17 protein-coding genes are annotated in these 18,597 nt (G+C 64.4%); 2 read left to right on the forward strand and 15 right to left on the reverse strand.

The genetic code is table 11. From position 1 onward, the window contains the following. Window positions 1-42: 42 nt before the first annotated feature. From J7557_RS10530 to J7557_RS10565, 8 genes are all read right to left on the reverse strand, one after another. The gene (locus J7557_RS10530) at window positions 43-921 is read right to left on the reverse strand and encodes a DMT family transporter (RefSeq protein WP_291420015.1); all 879 of its coding nucleotides are present in this window, start codon (window positions 919-921) and stop codon (window positions 43-45) included. Further along, window positions 922-1,350 carry a GNAT family N-acetyltransferase gene (locus J7557_RS10535; RefSeq protein WP_367272884.1) on the reverse strand — a complete coding sequence of 143 codons (429 nt, stop codon included), beginning with the start codon at window positions 1,348-1,350 and terminating at the stop codon, window positions 922-924. Beyond that, window positions 1,347-2,471 (reverse strand): anhydro-N-acetylmuramic acid kinase, encoded by a 1,125-nt coding sequence (locus tag J7557_RS10540; protein ID WP_291420016.1) that lies wholly within the window; start codon window positions 2,469-2,471, stop codon window positions 1,347-1,349. The genes J7557_RS10535 and J7557_RS10540 overlap by 4 nt, the downstream gene beginning before the upstream one ends. Window positions 2,472-2,476: 5 nt before the next feature. Next, window positions 2,477-3,469 (reverse strand): serine hydrolase, encoded by a 993-nt coding sequence (locus J7557_RS10545; protein ID WP_291420017.1) that lies wholly within the window; start codon window positions 3,467-3,469, stop codon window positions 2,477-2,479. Continuing rightward, window positions 3,466-5,196, reverse strand: coding sequence for an ABC transporter ATP-binding protein (locus tag J7557_RS10550; protein ID WP_291420018.1), 1,731 nt, complete (start codon window positions 5,194-5,196; stop codon window positions 3,466-3,468). Before J7557_RS10550 ends, J7557_RS10545 begins: the two co-directional genes overlap by 4 nt. Continuing rightward, on the reverse strand, window positions 5,193-6,035 hold the full coding sequence (locus J7557_RS10555) for an ABC transporter permease (RefSeq protein WP_291420019.1): 843 nt from the start codon (window positions 6,033-6,035) through the stop codon (window positions 5,193-5,195). Before J7557_RS10555 ends, J7557_RS10550 begins: the two co-directional genes overlap by 4 nt. Further along, on the reverse strand, window positions 6,035-6,994 hold the full coding sequence (locus tag J7557_RS10560; protein ID WP_291420020.1) for an ABC transporter permease: 960 nt from the start codon (window positions 6,992-6,994) through the stop codon (window positions 6,035-6,037). The genes J7557_RS10555 and J7557_RS10560 overlap by 1 nt, the downstream gene beginning before the upstream one ends. Before the next feature lie 63 nt (window positions 6,995-7,057). Beyond that, window positions 7,058-8,575: an ABC transporter substrate-binding protein gene (locus tag J7557_RS10565; RefSeq protein WP_291420021.1), complete on the reverse strand. Its 1,518-nt coding sequence runs from the start codon at window positions 8,573-8,575 to the stop codon at window positions 7,058-7,060. A 235-nt stretch (window positions 8,576-8,810) separates the two neighbouring features. On the opposite strand from J7557_RS10565, the gene J7557_RS10570 reads away from it, so the two are divergent. Continuing rightward, window positions 8,811-9,662: a MurR/RpiR family transcriptional regulator gene (locus J7557_RS10570; protein WP_291420022.1), complete on the forward strand. Its 852-nt coding sequence runs from the start codon at window positions 8,811-8,813 to the stop codon at window positions 9,660-9,662. A gap of 134 nt (window positions 9,663-9,796) precedes the next feature. Here J7557_RS10570 and dgcA read toward each other — a convergent pair whose 3' ends face one another. The 7 genes from dgcA to J7557_RS10605 all read right to left on the reverse strand — a co-directional run bounded on the left by dgcA (window position 9,797) and on the right by J7557_RS10605 (window position 17,503). Next, window positions 9,797-10,792 (reverse strand): N-acetyl-D-Glu racemase DgcA, encoded by a 996-nt coding sequence (dgcA, locus tag J7557_RS10575; protein ID WP_291420023.1) that lies wholly within the window; start codon window positions 10,790-10,792, stop codon window positions 9,797-9,799. 101 nt (window positions 10,793-10,893) lie between these two features. Then, entirely contained in the window at window positions 10,894-12,198 is a 1,305-nt protein-coding gene (locus tag J7557_RS10580; protein ID WP_291420024.1) for an aspartate aminotransferase family protein, read from the reverse strand. Window positions 12,199-12,293: 95 nt separating this feature from the next. Then, window positions 12,294-13,109 (reverse strand): ABC transporter ATP-binding protein, encoded by an 816-nt coding sequence (locus J7557_RS10585; protein WP_291420025.1) that lies wholly within the window; start codon window positions 13,107-13,109, stop codon window positions 12,294-12,296. Window positions 13,110-13,111: 2 nt separating this feature from the next. Next, complete coding sequence (locus tag J7557_RS10590; RefSeq protein WP_291420026.1) at window positions 13,112-14,089, reverse strand: ABC transporter ATP-binding protein; 978 nt, start codon at window positions 14,087-14,089, stop codon at window positions 13,112-13,114. Further along, window positions 14,089-14,955, reverse strand: coding sequence for an ABC transporter permease (locus J7557_RS10595; protein ID WP_291420027.1), 867 nt, complete (start codon window positions 14,953-14,955; stop codon window positions 14,089-14,091). The genes J7557_RS10590 and J7557_RS10595 overlap by 1 nt, the downstream gene beginning before the upstream one ends. After that, window positions 14,952-15,899, reverse strand: coding sequence for an ABC transporter permease (locus J7557_RS10600; protein WP_291420028.1), 948 nt, complete (start codon window positions 15,897-15,899; stop codon window positions 14,952-14,954). The genes J7557_RS10595 and J7557_RS10600 overlap by 4 nt, the downstream gene beginning before the upstream one ends. A gap of 71 nt (window positions 15,900-15,970) precedes the next feature. Beyond that, entirely contained in the window at window positions 15,971-17,503 is a 1,533-nt protein-coding gene (locus J7557_RS10605) for an ABC transporter substrate-binding protein (RefSeq protein ID WP_291420029.1), read from the reverse strand. Between the two features lie 230 nt (window positions 17,504-17,733). Here J7557_RS10605 and J7557_RS10610 point away from each other — a divergent pair, with 230 nt between their 5' ends. Next, window positions 17,734-18,513 carry an IclR family transcriptional regulator gene (locus tag J7557_RS10610; protein WP_291420030.1) on the forward strand — a complete coding sequence of 260 codons (780 nt, stop codon included), beginning with the start codon at window positions 17,734-17,736 and terminating at the stop codon, window positions 18,511-18,513. Window positions 18,514-18,597: the final 84 nt, after the last annotated feature.

Genomic DNA, 18,597 nt, shown 5'->3' on the forward strand with positions numbered 1-18,597 from the left:
GGACATGAAACGGGCGTCGGCTTGGCCGACGCCCGAATTGTTTCAGCTTGCCGTTTGCGGTTGGGCGGCGCGGCGGGAGTTGAGGGCGCAGGCGGCGATGATGAGGCTGCCGCCGATCCAGAGCTGGGGGCCTGGGATTTCGGAAAAGAAGAAAAAGCCCAAAAGACCGGCCCAGATGAGGGCGGTGTAATCGAGGACGGCGAAGACGCTGACGGGGAGACGACGGAGGCCGTTGATCAGGAGCAAAAAACCGACAGCGCCGAGGAGGCCGATCAGGGTGCCGAGGCCGGCGATTTTTGGCGTGATTTCGGGCCAGGCGCCAAGGGCGAGCGGAAAGGCGAAGATCGCCGCAAGGAGGGATTGGCCCATGGTCATGGCGGCGGGGTCTTCGCGGCCGGAATGGTGCTTTAGGAGCGCGACCACGATCGCATAGGTGAGCGGGGCGAGGAGCGCGGCAGCCCAGGCGATGGCGTCGCCATTGATGGAGCCGAAGGGATTGGTCTCGCCGGCAAAGATGATGATCGCTGAGCCCGCGGCGCCGAGGCCGAGGGCGAGCCAGGCGCCGGGGCCGATCTTTTCGTGGAAGAAAATGGCGCCGAGGAGGGTGACGTAGACCGGGGCGGTCATGCCGAGGGCGGCGACGACGGCGAGGGGCAGGTGGGTGACGGCGTAGAAGAAGAGCGACGCCGTGACGACGAGGAGTGCGGCGCGCTGGGCCTGGCGGCCGAGGTCTGCCTTTTTGGGCCAGGAGGCGCCGGTGAGGGCGATCCAGAGCGTGAGCCAGATGGCGGAGCCGAGATAGCGGAGGAAGACGACCTGAAAGGTGGTGAGATCGGCGCCAAGGGCTTTAGCGACCGCATCCATGCAGCACATCAGGACGATGCCGGAGGCGCAGAAGAGCATGCCGCTGAGGGATTTCACCTAGAGGTCCTTTGAGAGAAAGCTGCGGGTGCGGCTCGGGGGGAAGTTCGGGAGCGTGCCAAAAACCGTGTAGCCGGCCTTTTGGTAGACGTGCAGGGCGTGGGGATTGAAGGTGTCGATATAGGCGCCGTGGCAGCCGCGTCGGCGGGCCTCCTGTTCGGCGTTTTCCAGCATTTGACCGGCGAGGCTTTGGCCGCGCTGGTCTTCTTCGATCCAGAGCCATTGCACATAAAGCCAACCCCAGGCGGTGTAGCCGGAAATGCCGGCGACGAGTTCGCCATTGCTGTCATGCACGAGGACCGCCAGCGGGCGGCGCTCGGCGGGGCCGACATCGGCCTCGTTGAAACTTGTCAGGCCCTTGCCGATCCTGTCGAGATCACTGGCGGCAGGGGTTTCCGTGACCTCCATGGAGAGGATGGACATGGTCATGTCGCCAAGACGCCACCGGTCAGCGGATGGGGGGCGCCGGTGGTGGTGGGGAAGCTGATGGGCAGGCCGCGGAGGACGCGGACGGCGAGGAAGGCGAAGCATTCAGCTTCGATAGCATCGCCGCGCCAGCCGACGGTTTCGGCCGGGACGGCTTCGACGCCTGCGCGGGTTTTGAGCATGGCCATGATGGCCGGATTGTGCCGGCCGCCGCCGCAGACGACGAGCTTTTCGGGGCGCTGGGGCAGGAGGTCGAGCGCCTTGCCGACGGCGCCGCAGGTGAAGGCGGTGAGGGTTGCCGCACCATCATCGGCGCCGAGACCATCGGCCATGGTGGAGAGGAAGTCGAAGCGGTCGAGGGATTTGGGATAGGCGGCGCTGAGGTAGCGGTGTGTGAGGAGCTTTGCCAGGCGCTCTTCGTCGACCTTGCCGCGCAGGGCCATCTCGCCATTGTGGTCCATGTCGCCGAGGCCGAGACCCTTTACGAAGTCGTTGATCGGGGCGTTGGCGGGGCCGGTGTCGAAGGCGATGAGCTGGTCTTCACCGTCCCAGAAGGTGACATTGGCGACGCCGCCGAGATTGAGAACGGCGGTCTTGCCATCCGTCGCGCCGATCTTCTTGAGGAGCGCCTGGTGGTAGAGGGCGGCGAGGGGCGCGCCCTGACCGCCGGCGCGGACGTCGGCGGAGCGGAAATCATAGGCGACGGGAATGCCGAGGAGGTCATGCATCAGCTTGCCATTGCCGAGTTGGCGGGTGGCGCCGATGCGGCCGGGCTGGGGGGCGCGATGGAGGACGGACTGGCCGTGGAAGCCGACGACGCCGATGTCTTCGTTTTTGAGACCGGCGTCTTTCACGAGGGCGGCGACGGCGGCGGATTGGGCGCGGGTTAGGGCGTCTTCGGCTTCAGCGAAAATGGCGGGCTCGGGGCCTTCGAAGGCCCAGGTGCGGGCTTGGGCGAGGGTTTCTTCGAGCTGGTCGCGGATCGACTGGGGATAGGGCGCGAGGGTATAGGCGCCGAAACTTTCGACGGTCTCGCCGTCCGTGCGGAGGAGGGCGACGTCGATATTGCCGTCGAGCACCGTGCCGGTCATGAGGCCCACGGCCCAGATTGGTTCAAAGGTCATCTGATTTACTCGGCGTTGATGCGGTCGCCCACGGCCCGGCGCAGCGCAAAAATGCCGCTGTCGAAATGGCGGGTGGGGTGGACGCGATTGGTAAGAAGGGTCCAGGCGTGACCGCGGGCGAAATCGATCCAGATGCCGGTGCCGGTGAAGCCGGTGTGGCCGATGGTTTCGGCGGTGCAATTGTCGCCGCCGGACCAGCCGTCATAGGGGCGCTCCCAGCCATGAGTGCGGCGGGCGCTGAGGGGCGTGCGGATCAGGGCGTCGGGGCCGGCTTTGGCGAGCTTCTCGCCCGCGAAGTCGAGCATGGAATGGACGGTGCCGAAGAGGCCGGCATTGCCGGCGCCTTGGAGGGCCGAGCAATTGTCGTCGTGGACTTCGCCGACGAGGACGCGGTGGCGCCAGTAGCAGAGTTCGGTGGCGGCGGCGTTTTGCGGATCGGCGGACCAGGCAAAACCGGGACCGGGGTCCTGCTCGCGCAGCCATTTGCCGTGGATGCGTTCGAGGGCGAAACCGAGGAGGATGAAATTGATGTCGGAATAGACGGCGGGGCCGGCGGGGAATTCGTACTGAAGCAAGAAGGTGCGCAACAGGTCCGGGTCGCGGCCATAGGTATAGAGCGGGAAGACGGCCGGGAAGGGCGTCTGGTGGCCGAGGCACTGACGGAAGGTGATCTTCCGCTCCCAATTGTCGAGATTGTAGTGGCGGTAGTCGGGCAGGATGGTCGTCAGCGGCGCATCGAGGTCGATGGTGCCGGCTTCGGCGAGGGCTAGGATACGCTCGGTGGTGAAGGCGACCTTGCTGATCGAGGCGAGGTCGAACCAGGTGTCTTCCGTCATCGGCCGGCTAGTGGGAACCGTTTGCGCAGAGCCAATGGCGCGGGTGGCGCGGTTGCCGTCGCGGTCGATGACGCCGAGGACGCCGCCGGGAATGCGGCCGGAAGCGATGGCTTGTTCAAGGGCGGGGAAGGCCCGCTCCAGCATGTCTTGCGGCTTGCTCATTTGATTTCTTCGATGCGGACGCGGTGGTCGTGGCCGGCTTCACGCCAATTGGCAGGTGGCGGTTCGTAGCCGGCGGGACGGACGAGGGAGGGAACCTGGGTGGCATCGACGGCAAAGTGCTGGCGACGGCGCTCGACGGCGGGAACGGCTGAGATCAGGCGCTTGGTGTAGCTGTGCTGCGGGTCGGAGAGCACGGAACGGGCTTCGCCGATCTCGACGATCTGGCCGGCATACATGACGGCGATGCGATGGGCGATGCGTTCGACGACGGCCATGTCGTGCGAGATGAAGAGATAGGCGAGGCTGAATTCGCGCTGGAGATCGACGAGGAGATCAAGGACGCGGGCCTGGACCGAAACGTCGAGGGCGGAAACGGCTTCGTCGAGTACGACGACGTCGGGATTGAGCATCAGCACGCGGGCGATACAGAGGCGCTGGCGCTGGCCGCCAGAGAATTGGTGGGGATAGCGGTTGAGCACGTCTGCGGGGAGGCCGACGCGATCGAGGAGGAACCGCATGCGATCGCGCAGGGCGTCGTCGAGCTTTTGGCCATTGGCGATGGCGGGCTCAGCCATCAGGGCTTCGACGTTGAGGCGCGGATTGAGCGAGGCGAAGGGGTCCTGGAACACCATCTGAATGGGGCGGCGCGAGCGGCCGGCCTTGGCGGCGATGGCGCCGCGATGCTTTTCATTCAGGCCGAGGATGGCGCGGGCGGTGGTGGATTTGCCGGAGCCGCTTTCGCCGACGATGGCGAGAGTTTCGCCGGGCATGAGGTCGAAGCTGACGCCGTCGACGGCGTGGATGGCGCCCTTGGGCTTAAAGAGACCCTTCTTTACCGGGAAGCGGACGACGAGGTCGTCTACCCTAATGATGGGTTCGCTGGTGGTGGTGCGCTCGTTGTCGGCGCGGACGGCCTTGCCGGAGGTGAAGTGGGGGACGGCGTTGAGGAGGTGCTTGGTGTAGTCGTGCTGCGGATTGTCGAGCACGGCATCGGTGGTGTTCTGCTCGACCGCTAGGCCGTGCTGCATGACCATGATGCGGTCGGCAATGCCGGCGACGAGGCCGATGTCGTGGGTGATGAAGATCATCGACATGCCGGTTTCGGCGCGCAGCTCGGCAAGGAGCGCCATGATCTGGGCCTGCACGGTGACGTCGAGCGCGGTGGTCGGCTCGTCGGCGATGAGGAGGCGCGGGCTGCTGGCGAGGGCCATGGCGATCATGACGCGCTGGCGCATGCCGCCGGAAAGCTGGTGCGGGTAATAGGCGAGGCGCGACTTCGCGTCGGGGATGCGGACGCGTTCGAGCACTTCCAATGCGGCGCGCTCGGCTTCGGCGCCGTGGAGGCCGCGATTGAGGCGGAACGCTTCCTCGATCTGGGCGCCGACGGTGTGCACCGGATTGAGCGAGGTCATCGGCTCCTGAAAGATCATGCCGACATCGCGGCCGCGAATGGTGCGGAGGACCTTCTCGTCGGCCTTGGCGACATCGAGGGTCGAGCCATCGCTGCGTTGCAGGAGAATGGAGCCACTGGTGATGCGGCCGCCGCCGAAATCGACGAGGCGATTGACCGAAAGGGCGGTGACGGATTTGCCCGAGCCGCTTTCGCCGACGATGGCGAGGGTTTCGCCGGGTGCGAGGTCGAAGCTGACGCCCTTGACCACTTCATTAGCGGCAGGGTTCTGGCCGAAGCCGACGCGGAGGTCGCGAACGGAAAGGAGAGGGGTCATGCTTCTCTCCTCTCCATGCGGGGATCGAGAATATCGCGCAGGGCGTCGCCGGTGAGGTTGAAGCCGAGAATGCCGAGCATGATGGTCAGGGCCGGGAAGATCATCAGCCAGGGAGCCTGGGTCATGAGGTTCTTGCTTTCGGCCAGCATGAGGCCGAGCGATGGGGTCGGCGGCTGGGTGCCGAGGCCGAGGAAAGAGAGGCCGGCCTCGGTGAGAAGGGCCCAGGCGAGAGCGAGGGTGACCTGCACGGCGAGCGGGGCGACGAGATTGAGCAGCAGGTGGCGGCTGAGGATATAGGGCTGGGAGCTACCGAATGTGCGGGCGGCGTCGACGAAATCGCGTTGTTTCAGCGACAGAGCCGGGCCGCGGACGACGCGGGCGAAGATGGGCGTATAGACGATGGCGATGGCGGCGACGCTGGTGCCGGTGCCGGGACCGACGATGGCGATGATGAGAAGGGCGAGGAGGATGGCCGGGAAGGCCAGCAGCACGTCCATGATGCGCATGAGGATGCCATCCCACAGCGTGCCCCACCAGGCGGCGAGGAGGCCGATGATGGTGCCGAAGAGGGTTGCGAGAGCAACCGAGGAGAAGGCGATGATCATCGACTGCTTGATGCCGACCATGAGGCGGCTAAAAGTGTCGCGGCCGAGGAGGTCGGTGCCGAACCAATAGGTGGCGTTCGGCGGTTTCAGCCGGTCGATGGCGAAGAGTTTTAGCGGGTCGTGCGGGGTGATGCCCAGAATGCCGAGCAGGGCCGCGATCAGGTAGAGCGAGATGATGGCGAGGCCGATGCGCCCGGAGGGGTGACGCAGGAAGGCGCGGAAGAGTTTTTGCATCAGCGGCTCCCGATCCGGATGCGCGGATCGAGCGCGACATAGGCGAGGTCGACGAGCAAGTTCACCAGGAGGAAGTTGAAGGCGATGAAGAGGACGGTGCCCTGGACGAGCGCGTAATCGCGCTGGGTGATGGCATCGAGAACGAGGCGGCCGAGGCCGGGCAGGGCGAAGATCTGTTCGACAATGACGGCGCCGCCGAGGAGATAGCCGAATTCGACGCCGGCAAGGGTGACGACGGGGATGAGCGCATTGGGCAAGGCGTGGCGCCAGACGACGCTGCGCTGCGAGGCGCCCTTGGAGCGGGCGGTGCGGATGTAATCGTCGCTCAGGACATCGAGCATGGCCGAGCGGGAAATGCGGGTGACCGAGGCGGCGAAGGCGAAGCCGAGGGTGATGGCCGGGAAGATCAACTGGCCGATGCTTGCGAGGGGATCGACGAAGAGCGGCGTGAAGGTGCCCATGGCGGGGACCATGCCGAAGAAGACCGACAGGACATAGATGATGAGGACGCCGATGACGAAGCTGGGCGTCGATTGGCCGAGCATGGCGAGCATGCGGACGATCAGGTCGCTGGGCTTTTCGTTGCGGGTGGCGGCGAAGACGCCGAGGGGGATGCCGACGCTGAGCGAGATGACCATCGACATCAGCGCCAGTTGCAGGGTCAGCGGGAAGCGCTCGAGAATGATGGCGAGGACCGGCTTGCCATAGACCGACGAAATGCCGAGATCGCCTTGGAAGAGGCCGGTGAGCCAGCGCAAATATTGCGACCAGATGGGCTGATCGATGCCGAAATAGGCGGCGAGGGCGGCGCGTTGATCCGGGGTGAGAAGGCCCGCTTCGGTGCCGAGCATGGCGGTGATGGCGTCGCCGGGCACGAGGCGGATCGAGACGAAGACGAGAACCGAAACCCCGAGCAGGATCAGTGGGAACGTCAGGAGGCGTTGCACCACATAATTCATCGAACGCCGTCTCCTGGATAAAAAGGGACAGGCCCATGGGCCTGTCCCGAACGTAATACAAAATTACTGGATTGAAACTTCGGTGAGGCCGAACAGCGTGCCGGTCGGCGAGGGGACGAAGCCCGAAACCGTCTTGAGCTGGGCGGTGTAGCCATAGCCCGTCGAGAGCCAGAGCCACGGTGCCTGTTCGACGAGGTGATTTTCGAACTTGTGGAAGATTTCGACGCGCTTGGCCGGATCGGTTTCGGCCTGGCCTTCACGCATCAGGGTATCGAGCGTGTCATCCACGAAGTTGGAAACCTTCAGGAGGTTGCCGTCCTTGGTGAAGTAGCGGTTGTACATCGGATAGGGGTCAGGACGGCCGCCATTCTGGGCCACGGCCATGTCGAAATTGCCAGCGAGCCAGGTGTCGACATAGACGTTGAGTTCCATCATCTCGATTTCGAGATTGATGCCGATTTCGGCGAGCTGGGCCTGAAGCACCTGGGCTTCGGAGGCGGCAACCGGGGGTTCGCCGGTGGCGCCGATGACCTTGGCGGTGAAGCCGGAAACGCCCGATTCAGCCATGAGCGCCTTGGCCTTTTCGAGGTCCTGTTCGTAGCAGAAGAGGGTGCTCGGGTCTTGCGCGAAGGCCGGCATGGTCAGCGGGCCGGTGACCTTGCCTTCGCCAGCGAGGGCCGCATCGACGATTTCCTGGCGGTTGATGGCACAGGACATGGCCTGGCGGACCTTCAGGTTATCCATGGGCGGACGCGAAGGATTGAGTTGCAGAACGTTATAGGCCAGCACGGGTGCGCGGTTGAGCTGCAGATTGGCTTCGTTGGGCACCATAGTGGCAACGAGCGGATCGTTGAGCAGGGCGAAATCGGTCTGGCCGGCGCGGAGCGAAGCGAGGATCGCGGTTTCGTCGGGCAGGACGGAGATGGTGATGCCGTCGACTTTGACGTCGCCACCAGCCCAATCGGCATTGGCGCTCAGGACTTCGCGGGAATTGGGTTCCCAGCTATCGAGCTTGAAGGGTCCGGACCCGATGGCTTCGGTGCCGATGGTGCCGGCCTCGATTTCGCTGGCCGGGACCACGGCGGCATTGATGGTGGCCATGGCGACGAGGATCGGCACGTCGGCGGTCTTGAGGTTGAAAACAACGGTTTCGGCGTCGGGCGTGTCGATGGTGTCGATGGAGAGGAAATTCGAGCGCGCGGCGGCGGCGGTTTCCTCGTTGAGGATGCGCTCGAAGGAAGCTTTTACGTCGGCCGGGGTGACCTGCGCCCCATTGGTGAACTTGGCGTTGGGATCGAGCTTGAAGGTCAGCGTCTTGGCGTCGGGGGCGAATTCCCAGCTCGTGGCGATGGCGGGGATGACGTTGAGATCGGCATCGAGGCGGACCAGCGGCTCATAGACCAGTTCGAGCAGGCGAATGGACGGGAAGGCGGTCTGCTTGTGCGGGTCGAGGCCCGTCGCGTCCTGGCTCCAGGCCATGCGCAACGTCGCCGCCTGAACCGGCAGGGCGACGGCGGCCGTGGACAGCGCCGTGGCGATGGCGAGCCCGGTCATGAGCTTGCGGTGGTTGATCCAGTTCATCTTAATTCCCTCCTTGCTGACGGCCGCCACGCGGGGGCCGGAAATTCCAAACTGCACTGCCGCTCCGATCCCTCGGGATCGTCCCTGTCGGCGGTAGTGGTTCATGACAAGCCTATGAATTCACGGCAGTCTGTGTCAACGAGTTTCACTAGATTGCCATTTTGTGAAATATTGTTTCAGAGGTGGGTGGATCTGCGGTAGATTGGTGGGGCTGTGATCGGCCCGGAGGGTGGAATTGGGTATTCAGTCGAGCATCGAGGCCTCGTCGGCAAAGTTCACCCCGGCCATGCAGCGGGTGGCGACGGCCATTCGCGATACGCCGAGCCTGGTGCTCAACAAGACGATCTATGAGCTGGCGGAAACCTGTGAGACGTCGGTGGCTTCGGTAGTGCGGTTTTGCCAGGCGCTGGGGCTTTCGGGCTATGCGCAATTGCGCATGTCGCTGGCGACGGAGCTGGGGAAAGAGACCGCGCAATATGGCGGCAACCTGATCCTTGGGGCGGAGATCGCCAAGTCCGATACGCTGCGGGAGATGGCGTCGAAGGTTGCTTCGCTGGAAATGCTGGCGATCGACGAGACGGTTTCGGGGCTCGACTATGAGGCGCTGGAGCGGGTGGTGGCGGCGCTCGACAAGGCGCAGCGAATCCTGCTGTTCGGCATCGGGGCCAGCCAGTTCGTGGCGCAGGATCTGCATCACAAGCTGTTTCGCATCGGGCGAAATGCGTTTCTTCTGGCCGATCCGCATGAGGCCTGGACGGCGGCACTGCTGTCGCCGCCGGGGACGGTGGCTTTCGGGTTTTCGCATTCCGGGGAAACGGCCGATACGGTGCGCTATATCGAGATCGCGCGGCAGGCGGGGGCGCTGACGATTGCGCTGACGGGGTCGCCGGAATCACCGCTGGCGAAGGCGGCGGAGGAGTGTCTCGTGAGCCGGGCGCGGGAGAGTAGGTTGCGGGCGGGGGCTATGGTTAGCCGCATTGCGCAGTTGGCCATTGTTGATTGCTTGTTTTTGGGGGTGGCGAACCAAAGGTACGAGCAGACGGTGGATGCGTTGCAGCGCACGCGTGATGTGACGCATCCTCGGTAGGGTCGCATGCTTCCGTATCCACTGGCTGTCATCCCGGCCTTGAGCCGGGATCCAACCTGAAATCTCAAGATGGGCCCCGGCCTTCGCCGGGGTGACAACCGAGGGGGGTGGGAGCATTGACTGGTTGGAATGCTTCAGGCGTAGCGGCCCCAAATTTTGCCGACCGAAGGGTCGATGGCGCCGTCGGTGTAGGCGAGGCCGTTGGGGCGGTCGGACGCCAAGAGCAGGGGGCCGTCGAGGTCGACCCAACGGGCGAAGGGGGCGAGGAGGGAGGCGGGGGCCATGGAGAGCGAGGTGCTGACCATGCAGCCGACCATGATGGCGAGGTTCAGCTCTTTGGCCCGTTGGGCCACGGCAAGGGCTTCGGTCAGGCCGCCGGTTTTGTCGAGTTTGACGTTGATGGCGTCGTAGCAACCGACGAGTTGGTCGAGGCCGGCGAGGGCGTGGGCGCTTTCGTCGGCGCAGATGGGGACGGTATGCTCGATTCCGGCGAGCAGCGCGTCATTTCCGGCGGGCAGGGGCTGTTCGACGAGCTCGATGCGGGCGTCGTGGGCGGCGCGGAGGAGCGCTTGCAGTTCGCTTGGTTGCCAGCCCTCGTTGGCGTCGACGACGAGGCGGGTGTTCGGTACGGCTGCGCGGATGGCGGCGATGCGCTCGGCGTCGTCTGGGGCGCCGAGTTTGAGTTTCAGCAGCGGCATGTGGGCGTGGCGCGCGGCGGCTTCGGCCATGGCTTCGGCACTGTCGAGGCTGATGGTGTAGGCGGTTTCGATGCGGGCCGGAGGCTGGATGTGGGCGAGGGTGGCGACGTCGGTGCCGGCGCGTTTGGCTTCGAGGTCCCAGAAGGCGCAGTCGATGGCGTTGCGGGCGGCGCCGGGGGGCAGGGCGGTCTGGAGGGCGGTGCGGTCGAGGCCGGCGGCGAGTTGCGGGGCTAGGCTCAAAATGGTTTCGATTGTGGCTTCGAGCGTTTCGCCATAGCGGGCATAGGGGACGCACTCGCCTTGGCCGACGATGCCGTCCTGCTCCAGTTCCACGCGGATGACGCGGGCTTCGGTCTTGCTGCCGCGGGAAATGGTGAAGCGGCCGGCGATCGGAAAACTCTCGATCTCGGCGCGAAGGCTGGTGGTGGTCATTTGGCAATCCGCAAAAGAAGTGGGGAACTCCTAACAGCGGATCAGTGATCGGATCAACGGCGGGAGCCGGCGCGGGTGCATTGCGCCGGCTCGCCGGTGCCTCAGCTTGGCAGGGTCGGAGCAACTTCGCGGGCGGCGGTGCGGACGGCTTCGAGGGTCTTGTCCACGACCTCGTCATTGTGCTCGGAGGAGACGAACCAGGCGCCGCGTTCGAGGACGCGTACGCCCTGCCGAAGGAGGGCCTGGGCGAAGCGGGCATAGCCGGCCTTGTCGGCGCGGGCGAGGTCGCGATAGTTGCGGGCCGGGGCGTCGAGGCCGAAGCCGATATGGAACATCAGTTCGTAGCCGGTGACCTGGGCCTTGATGCCGGTTTCGGCAAAGATCGACTTGATGCCCTCGCGAAGGCGGGTGCCATAGACCGACGTCTGTTCGTAGTGCTCGGGCGTGAGGGCCTGTTGCGTCGCCACCATGGCGGCCATGGGGACGGGCTGGGAGTTGAAGGTGCCGCCATGCAGCACGCCGCCGGTGGCGAACATGTCCATGAGGTCGGCCCGGCCGACAATGGCGGCGACCGGAAAGCCGTTGGCGATGGCCTTGGCGAAGATCGAAAGATCGGGCGTGACGTTGAAGCGGCCCTGAGCGCCCTTCTGGCCGAGGCGGAAGCCGGTGATGACTTCGTCGAAGATCAGGATGGTGCCATATTTGCGGCAGGCGGCCTGCACGCCTTCTAGATAGCCTGGCATGGGCGAGATAGCGCCCTGATTGCACATGGCAGCTTCCATGAGGACGGCGGCAACGTCGCCGCGCGAGAGGCGCGCTTCGACGGCGGCGAGATCGTTCCACTGCAGCACGTCGAGGCCTTCGGCATCGGCCATGCTCTGGCCCTTGCTGCCGATGACGAGATTGGGGTCTTCGGCGGGGCCGGCATCGGCCAGCGAGGGGGCGGTCGACCAGAGGATGTTGTCGAACCAGCCGTGATAGTGGCCTTCGAATTTCACGATGGTGCGTCGGCCGGTGGCGGCGCGGGTGAGGCGCATGGCGGCCTGGGCGACTTCGGAGCCGGAGGAGCCGAAGCGCAGGCGTTCGGCACTCGGGATGCGCTCGCAGATGATGCGGGCAGCTTCGTATTCGACGGGCGACTGGCCGGCGAAAAGGATGCCCTTTTCGACCTGTTGTTTGACGGCTGCCTGTACGCCTTTGGGGCTGTGGCCCAGGACCATGGCGCCCATACCGCAATAATAGTCGATGATCTTGTTGCCATCGACATCATGCAAATAGGCGCCCTCGCCGTGGGTGAACACGAGCGGGCCGTGGCCCATGCCCAGGCGGAAATTGCTGTTTACGCCGCCGGCCACATAGCGAGACTCGGACGCGATGATGCGTGCGGACTCGTCGAACTTCAGCATTCGCTGCTCCTCGAATTGTTTGTCTGAAAACACACCACGAGGCCGCCGAGGTAAACGCCGGGGCATTTCGTGGTGCGGAATAGTTTGAGGAAGTTCTAGAGCGCGGTGCCGGAAAGGCCTGACTCAACCGTCAGTACGGCATCGACGAGATTTTTCGTCTGGGGAGCACTGGGCCGGGTGAACAGCTCGACGGGCTGCCCGACTTCGACGATGCGGCCGGACGCGATGACCGAGACGCGGCTCGTCGTGTAGGCCACGACCGAGAGGTCATGGGCGATGAAAACGAGGCCCAGATTGAGATCGCGGACGAGGTCTTTGAGGAGGTTCAGCACCTGCGCCTGGATGGAGACGTCGAGGGCCGAGACCGGTTCGTCGGCGACCAGCACGCGTGGATTGGGCATGAGGGCGCGGGCGATGGCGATGCGCTGCAACTGACCGCCGGAGAATTCATGCGGGAAGCGCTCCAGTGCCGAGCGGTCGAGGCCGACCTGGTCGAGCACTTCGTGAAGGCGTTTGACGTGATCGCCCTCGATGCGAAGGCTGCGCATGGGTTCGAGCAGGGCGGTGCCGACGCGCATGCGCGGATCGAGCGAGCTGCGCGGGTTTTGCAGCACCATTTGAACGGAGCGGCGGAAATTGGCGCGCTGGGTCTGGTCGGCGGACCAGATATCGGTGCCGTCGAACAGGACGTGACCCGATTGCGGACGCTCCATGCCGGTGAGGATGCGGGTGAGGGTGGTTTTGCCGGCGCCGCTTTCGCCGACGAGACCGACGGCTTCGCCGGCACAGACGTCGAAGTCGATGTTTTCCAGCACGGTGAAGCTGCCGGGCGGGGAGAAGAGGGCGGTGCGCGGCAGACTATAGGCCTGGGTGACCTGCTGCATGGCGAGAAGCGGGCGGCGCTCGGACATGGTCAGGCCTCCACTACTTGCACTGCGCCGACGGGGTGCCAGCAGGCAGCGCCATTCGGACCGAGTTCGGGCATTTCGGTGCGGCACTTTTCGGTGGCGGCGGGGCAACGCGGATTGAAGGCGCAACCGGAGGGCAGGCGTTGCAACGGCGGAACCATGCCAGGAATGGAAACGAGGCGCGAGGAGCCGTCGAGGGCGATATTGTCCATGGTCGGCTGGGAGTCGAGAAGGCCGCGCGTGTAATGGTGGCGCGGATTGCGGAAGACATCCTGCACCGGGCCATATTCGACGATGCGGCCAGCATACATGACGGCGACGGTGTCGCACATGGCGGCAATGACGGGCAGGTCATGGGTGATCATCAGGAGGGCGCTGTTGCGCTCGCGCGTTGCCGCGTTGAGAAGGCGCAGCACCTGCTTCTGGACGGTGACGTCGAGGGCCGTGGTGGGCTCGTCGGCGATGATCAATTGCGGATAGCAGGCCAGCGCCATGGCGATCATGATGCGCTGCTTCTGGCCGCCGGAAATCTGATGCGGGTAGGAGCGGGCGAGCTGGTCGGGGCGGGGCAGGTTCATCTGCACCATGAGGTCCACGGCCTGCCGCATGGCGTCGCGGCGGCTCACCTTGTTGTGGCGGTGGATGACATCGGCGATCTGGTCGCCGACACGGCGCACCGGATTGAGCGAGGACATGGGATCCTGGAACACCATGGAAATGGTTCGGCCGCGGCGGGAGGATAGGGCCTTGTCCGTCTCAGTGACGAGATTGACGCCGTCATGCAGCACTTCGCCATGGGCCTCCCAACCGGCGGGGAGCAGGCCCATGAGCGCGAGGGCGGTCATGCTCTTGCCCGAGCCGGATTCACCGACGAGACCCATGCGGCCACCGGCCGGCAGGGTGAAGGAGACGCCGCGCACGGCGTTGAGGTCTTCATAGCCGACGGTGAGGTTTTTTACCTCGATTGCGGGAGGTGTGGTCATCATGCCCTCCGTGCCAGTTTGGGATCGAGCACGTCGCGCAACCCATCGCCGAGAAGGTTGAGGCCAAGCACGACGATGACGATGGCAAGGCCCGGCCACATGGCGAGGGGCGAGGAAATGCCGACCTGCTGCTGGGCCTCGTTGAGCATCATGCCCCAGGAGATCGATGGACGCGTGACGCCGACGCCGAGATAGGAAAGGCCTGCCTCGGTGAGAATGCCGGCAGCGAAATAGAGCGTGAACTGGACGATCATGACGCCGGCGACATTTGGCAGGACATGGCGGAGGAGGATGAACCAGGTGGGACGGTCATAGAGGCGCGCCGCAGTGATGAAATCTTCCTGCATGACCGAGAGGGCTGCTGAGCGGATGACGCGCGTAAAGGAGGGGGTGAAGAAGGCCGATAGCGCCAGGATGGTGGTCAGGGCACCCGAGCCGATGGTGGCGGCCAAAACGAGCGCGGTCACCATGCCGGGAATGGAGAGCATGATATCGGCGCCGCGGGAGATGGTTTCATCTGCCATGCGCCCGAAGGCGGCGGCCGAGAGGCCAGCAATGGTGCCGATGACAAGGCTGATCAGCGCGCCGCCGGCTCCGACCATGAGCGAGGTGCGGGCGCCGACCATGAGCTGGGAAAAGATATCGCGGCCGAGCGCATCCGTGCCGAGGAGGTAGCCCGGCGAGCCGGCGGGCAGGAGGCGGTCGGGGATGCGCGGCAGATTGGGATTGTGCGGCAGGTAGAAGAACGAGGCCATGGCCATGGCGATGAAGGCGACGGTTATGACGATGCCGATGGTGAGCGTGAGATTGCGGCGGCGGCGCCGGCGTTTGGGTTTAGCCGGCGTGGCGGTTGGGGCGAGGGTCATCGGGCCAGCCTCACGCGCGGATCGAGAACGCCGTAGAGAAGATCGACGATGAGATTGATGAACATGACGAAGATGATGATCAGCATGACGGTCGACTGCACCACGATAACTTCGCGGGCGGCGACATTGGCGAGGATCATGCGGCTGAGGCCGGGCAGGGAGAAGACGGTCTCGATGATGACGGTGCCGCCGATGAGTTCGGCGATCTGTAGGCCGACGACGGTGGCGATAGGCAGGGCGGCATTGCGCAGGCCGACCTGGAGCAGCGCCTGCATCCGCGTCATGCCAGTGGCGCGAGCGGTGCGGACATAGTCCTGGTTCATCACGTCGAGGACGGCCGAGCGCACATAGCGGGTGAGCGAGGCGCCGAGGATGAGGCCGAGCGAAATGACAGGAAGCACGAGCGAGCGTACGGCGCCCCAGAAACTGACATCCCAATTGGTCCAGCCGCCCGTGGGCAGCCAGCCTAGCCGGACACCGAAGAGCAGCGAAAGAAGAATGCCAGCCCAGAAGACGGGAACGGCGATACCGACTTGACTTAGAAGCGCGATGACGGCGCCGAGCGGCTTGTCGGAATTGAGAGCTGAATAGGTGCCGGCAGGGATGGCGATCACGAGGCCCAGGATGAGGCCGGACACGCAGAGCGGAATGGAGATGGAAAGGCGCGAGACGACGAGATCGGTGACGGGCTCATTGGTGCGGAAGGAGCGCCCGAGGTCGCCCTGGAGGAGATTGCCGATCCAGTCGAAATATTGAACGAAGAGGGGGCGATCTAGCCCGTATTGCTGGGCGAGCGCATTGATGGCTTCGGCGGTGGCGTCCTTGCCGAGAATGACGGCGGCGACATTGCCGCCCGCGCCGCGGATGAGCAGGAAAATGGCGATGGAGGCGGCCAGGACCGCCAACAGGAAAAAGGCCAGCTTGCGGGCGATATAGACCGGCATCGGGCGCGACGTCTCCTCAACTGACAGAGGGCGGCCGGGGGCCGGCCACGGAGCCGGCCCCCGGTGCTAAATTACCAGTGCAGCGGGGCGAATTCGAGGGCCACGGCGACGCGCGGTTCGACAAAGCCCTTGAGGTCGGGGTCGAAGAGACCGACGCCCTTCTTGGCGATGATTGGCACAATCACGGCATCCTTGCGCAGGATATCGGCCGACTTCTGCATCAGGGCGAGATAGTCCTCGTCGGTGAGCGCTTCGTCGGCATCGGCCAAGGCCTGGGTATATTCGGCGGAACAATAGGTGCTCCAGCCGGCGCTGGCTTCATCGGCGCAAGCCCATTGGGTCGGGTCGGCATCGCCGGACATGACCGTGACGTCGAACTGGGGCGGGCGGCCCTGGAAGATGAGCTGGGAATAGCGCGCGAGGTCGATGGCATTGCGGGTCATGTTGAAACCGGCCGCCTGCATGGTCGGCACCATGATGTCGGCGGGCAATGAGAGGTCCGGCACGTCGCTGAGCGATGCATATTCGAGCGGTGTCGCGGCATAGCCCTTCTCGGCAACGAGGGCCATGACGCCTTCGATGTCATAGGGATAGGGGCAGGTTTCGGCGCTTTCCGGGGAATACCAGGCCTGGTTGGGCAGGGCGAAGGTGCAGGTGTTTTCGGCACCCCAGGAGGCGCCGAAGGCGTCGTTATAGGCCTGACGGTCGATGGTCATGGCCAGGGCCTGGCGCAGTTCGGGATCGAGCTTCTGGTTGATCACCGCATAGGTCGGCTCGCCGATCTGCGGGTAGGTGACCATGGAGAAGTTCTTGTCGAGGCCGCGGGCCATCAGCTGTTCCCAGAGGTCGATGGTGATGACCGGGAGGGAGTCCACTTCACCGGCTTCGAGCGCGTTGAGGCCGGCCGTGCCATCGGTGATGATGCGGACGGTCACGTCCTTGATGGCAGGCGCTTCGCCCCAATAGTTCTCGTTGGCAGTGAATTCGAAGCTGGAATTGGACGTATAGTTGACGAGCTTGTAGGGGCCGGTGCCGATCGGATTGGTGGCGATGGTTTCGGCCGCGGCTTCGGGCTGGATGAGGCCGGCGGTGGAGCCCATGCCCTTCCAGAAATTTTGGCTCGGGCGATCGAGGGTGACCTTCACGGTACGGTTGTCGACCTTTTCGATGGCGGTCACGGCCTGGTACGCCGACGAGTTCTGGGAGACCGGGCTCGCCTTCATGGCGTTGAGCGAATAGATGACGTCTTCGACGGTCAGCGCTTCGCCATTGGAGAATTTGGCCTCGCGGATGGTGAAGGTGTAAGTCAGCTTGTCTTCGCTGATTTCCCAGGCCTCGGCGACGCCGGGTGCGACGCTGCCATCCTTGTTGAAGTAGACGAGCGGCTCGACGACATTGGCCGGAATCCAGAGGCGCAGTGCCGTCAGATTGCTCTTGGTATAGTCCAGCGTGCCCGGATCCTGACGGGCGACGAGGATCATCTTGCCTTCTTCGGCGCGCGGCGATGCCGCCAGCGCCACACCCGGAACAGCTGCCATGATGGCCGCTGTGGCGGTCAGCATGGTGAGGCCCAGCCGGAAAGACTTGAGAATGGTCTGCGTCATGGTCGTTCCCTTGATTTTGCGTCCCTGGCGCGCCACCCGGCGGAACCGGGCCCCTTTGGCACGCATGTGGCGTAAGGAGGCACTGGAGCGGTTTGCCTGTAAATCGTGCCGTGTTTCGCTTTACGAAATAAGCGAGGGTCTGCTGCTCACGAGATGTGCAAAATGTCAGTCTGTTGACAGTGTGGACGGCATCATTCTCTATTCGTGCCGACAGGTCTTCGGAGGATAGAGTGACCAAGGGTAGCGACCCCTATTCGGTTTTGCCGGTTGCCAAGGCGATGCAGGTGTTTGCCTATGTCGCGAGCCAGGCGCATGACGTCACGCTGACCGAGGTGGTGCAGGCGCTCGGCATGCCCAAGACCACCGTGTTTCGTTATCTGCAGACACTCTCTGCTGCCGGTCTTTTTGCTCACGACATCGTGCAGGACCGCTATGGGGTGGGAGAGAGATTTCGCGAGCTGGCGCGGACTGACGCGATCTATCACAGCCTTCGCAGCACGGCGCAGGGCGAACTCGATGGGCTGGTCGGCGGGTTTCGCGAGACGGTAAACTTGGCAGTTCTGGCGGACGATGAAGTCGTCTATGTCGATATTCGCGAGGCGACGCGGTCGCAGAGATTTCAGGCGCGCATCGGCCATCGGCATCCCGTGCATTCGACTTCGTTGGGCAAGGCCATGGCGGCCTTTTTGCCGGCTGAGACGGTCGAACGTCTGGTGCGGCCCGAATATGAGCAGCGCACCTATCGCACACTGACTGACGCGCGGACATTCCGCCGGCATGTCGAGGAAGCGCGGCGGCGCGGCTTTGCCATGGAGACCGGCGAGAACGAAGATGGCGTGACATGCATCGGCGTGCCCATTCTCGATGGGAAAGGCTATCCCATCGCTGCCGTCAGCCTGTCTGCGCCGGATAATCGAATGAAAGCGATGGTCGATCGTGCCGCAGGAGCGTTGCAGGATGCGGCTCGGCGTATCACTGCTTCACTGCCGCCGATTTCGCTGCACGTTTAGGCGGAGAAACCCGCCAGCGTTTCTTGCAACGAAACGCGGCTCTCTTACTGCCCCTTTGGCACTGACATAGGCTCGTTTCATCCT

Origin of the sequence: Devosia sp. (assembly GCF_017744655.1) — a bacterium.
Lineage (GTDB): Bacteria > Pseudomonadota > Alphaproteobacteria > Rhizobiales > Devosiaceae > Devosia.

Bases quoted from the DNA above. Each gene is read 5' to 3' on its own strand.
- J7557_RS10535 (WP_367272884.1), bottom strand. From the start codon at position 1,350: ATGACCATGTCCATCCTCTCCATGGAGGTCACGGAAACCCCTGCCGCC.
- J7557_RS10540 (WP_291420016.1), bottom strand. From the start codon at position 2,471: ATGACCTTTGAACCAATCTGGGCCGTGGGCCTCATGACCGGCACGGTG.
- J7557_RS10545 (WP_291420017.1), bottom strand. From the start codon at position 3,469: ATGAGCAAGCCGCAAGACATGCTGGAGCGGGCCTTCCCCGCCCTTGAA.
- J7557_RS10550 (WP_291420018.1), bottom strand. From the start codon at position 5,196: ATGACCCCTCTCCTTTCCGTTCGCGACCTCCGCGTCGGCTTCGGCCAG.
- J7557_RS10555 (WP_291420019.1), bottom strand. From the start codon at position 6,035: ATGCAAAAACTCTTCCGCGCCTTCCTGCGTCACCCCTCCGGGCGCATC.
- J7557_RS10560 (WP_291420020.1), bottom strand. From the start codon at position 6,994: ATGAATTATGTGGTGCAACGCCTCCTGACGTTCCCACTGATCCTGCTC.
- J7557_RS10565 (WP_291420021.1), bottom strand. From the start codon at position 8,575: ATGAACTGGATCAACCACCGCAAGCTCATGACCGGGCTCGCCATCGCC.
- dgcA (WP_291420023.1), bottom strand. From the start codon at position 10,792: ATGACCACCACCAGCCTTCGCGCCGAGATCGAGAGTTTTCCGATCGCC.
- J7557_RS10580 (WP_291420024.1), bottom strand. From the start codon at position 12,198: ATGCTGAAGTTCGACGAGTCCGCACGCATCATCGCGTCCGAGTCTCGC.
- J7557_RS10585 (WP_291420025.1), bottom strand. From the start codon at position 13,109: ATGTCCGAGCGCCGCCCGCTTCTCGCCATGCAGCAGGTCACCCAGGCC.
- J7557_RS10590 (WP_291420026.1), bottom strand. From the start codon at position 14,089: ATGACCACACCTCCCGCAATCGAGGTAAAAAACCTCACCGTCGGCTAT.
- J7557_RS10595 (WP_291420027.1), bottom strand. From the start codon at position 14,955: ATGACCCTCGCCCCAACCGCCACGCCGGCTAAACCCAAACGCCGGCGC.
- J7557_RS10600 (WP_291420028.1), bottom strand. From the start codon at position 15,899: ATGCCGGTCTATATCGCCCGCAAGCTGGCCTTTTTCCTGTTGGCGGTC.
- J7557_RS10605 (WP_291420029.1), bottom strand. From the start codon at position 17,503: ATGACGCAGACCATTCTCAAGTCTTTCCGGCTGGGCCTCACCATGCTG.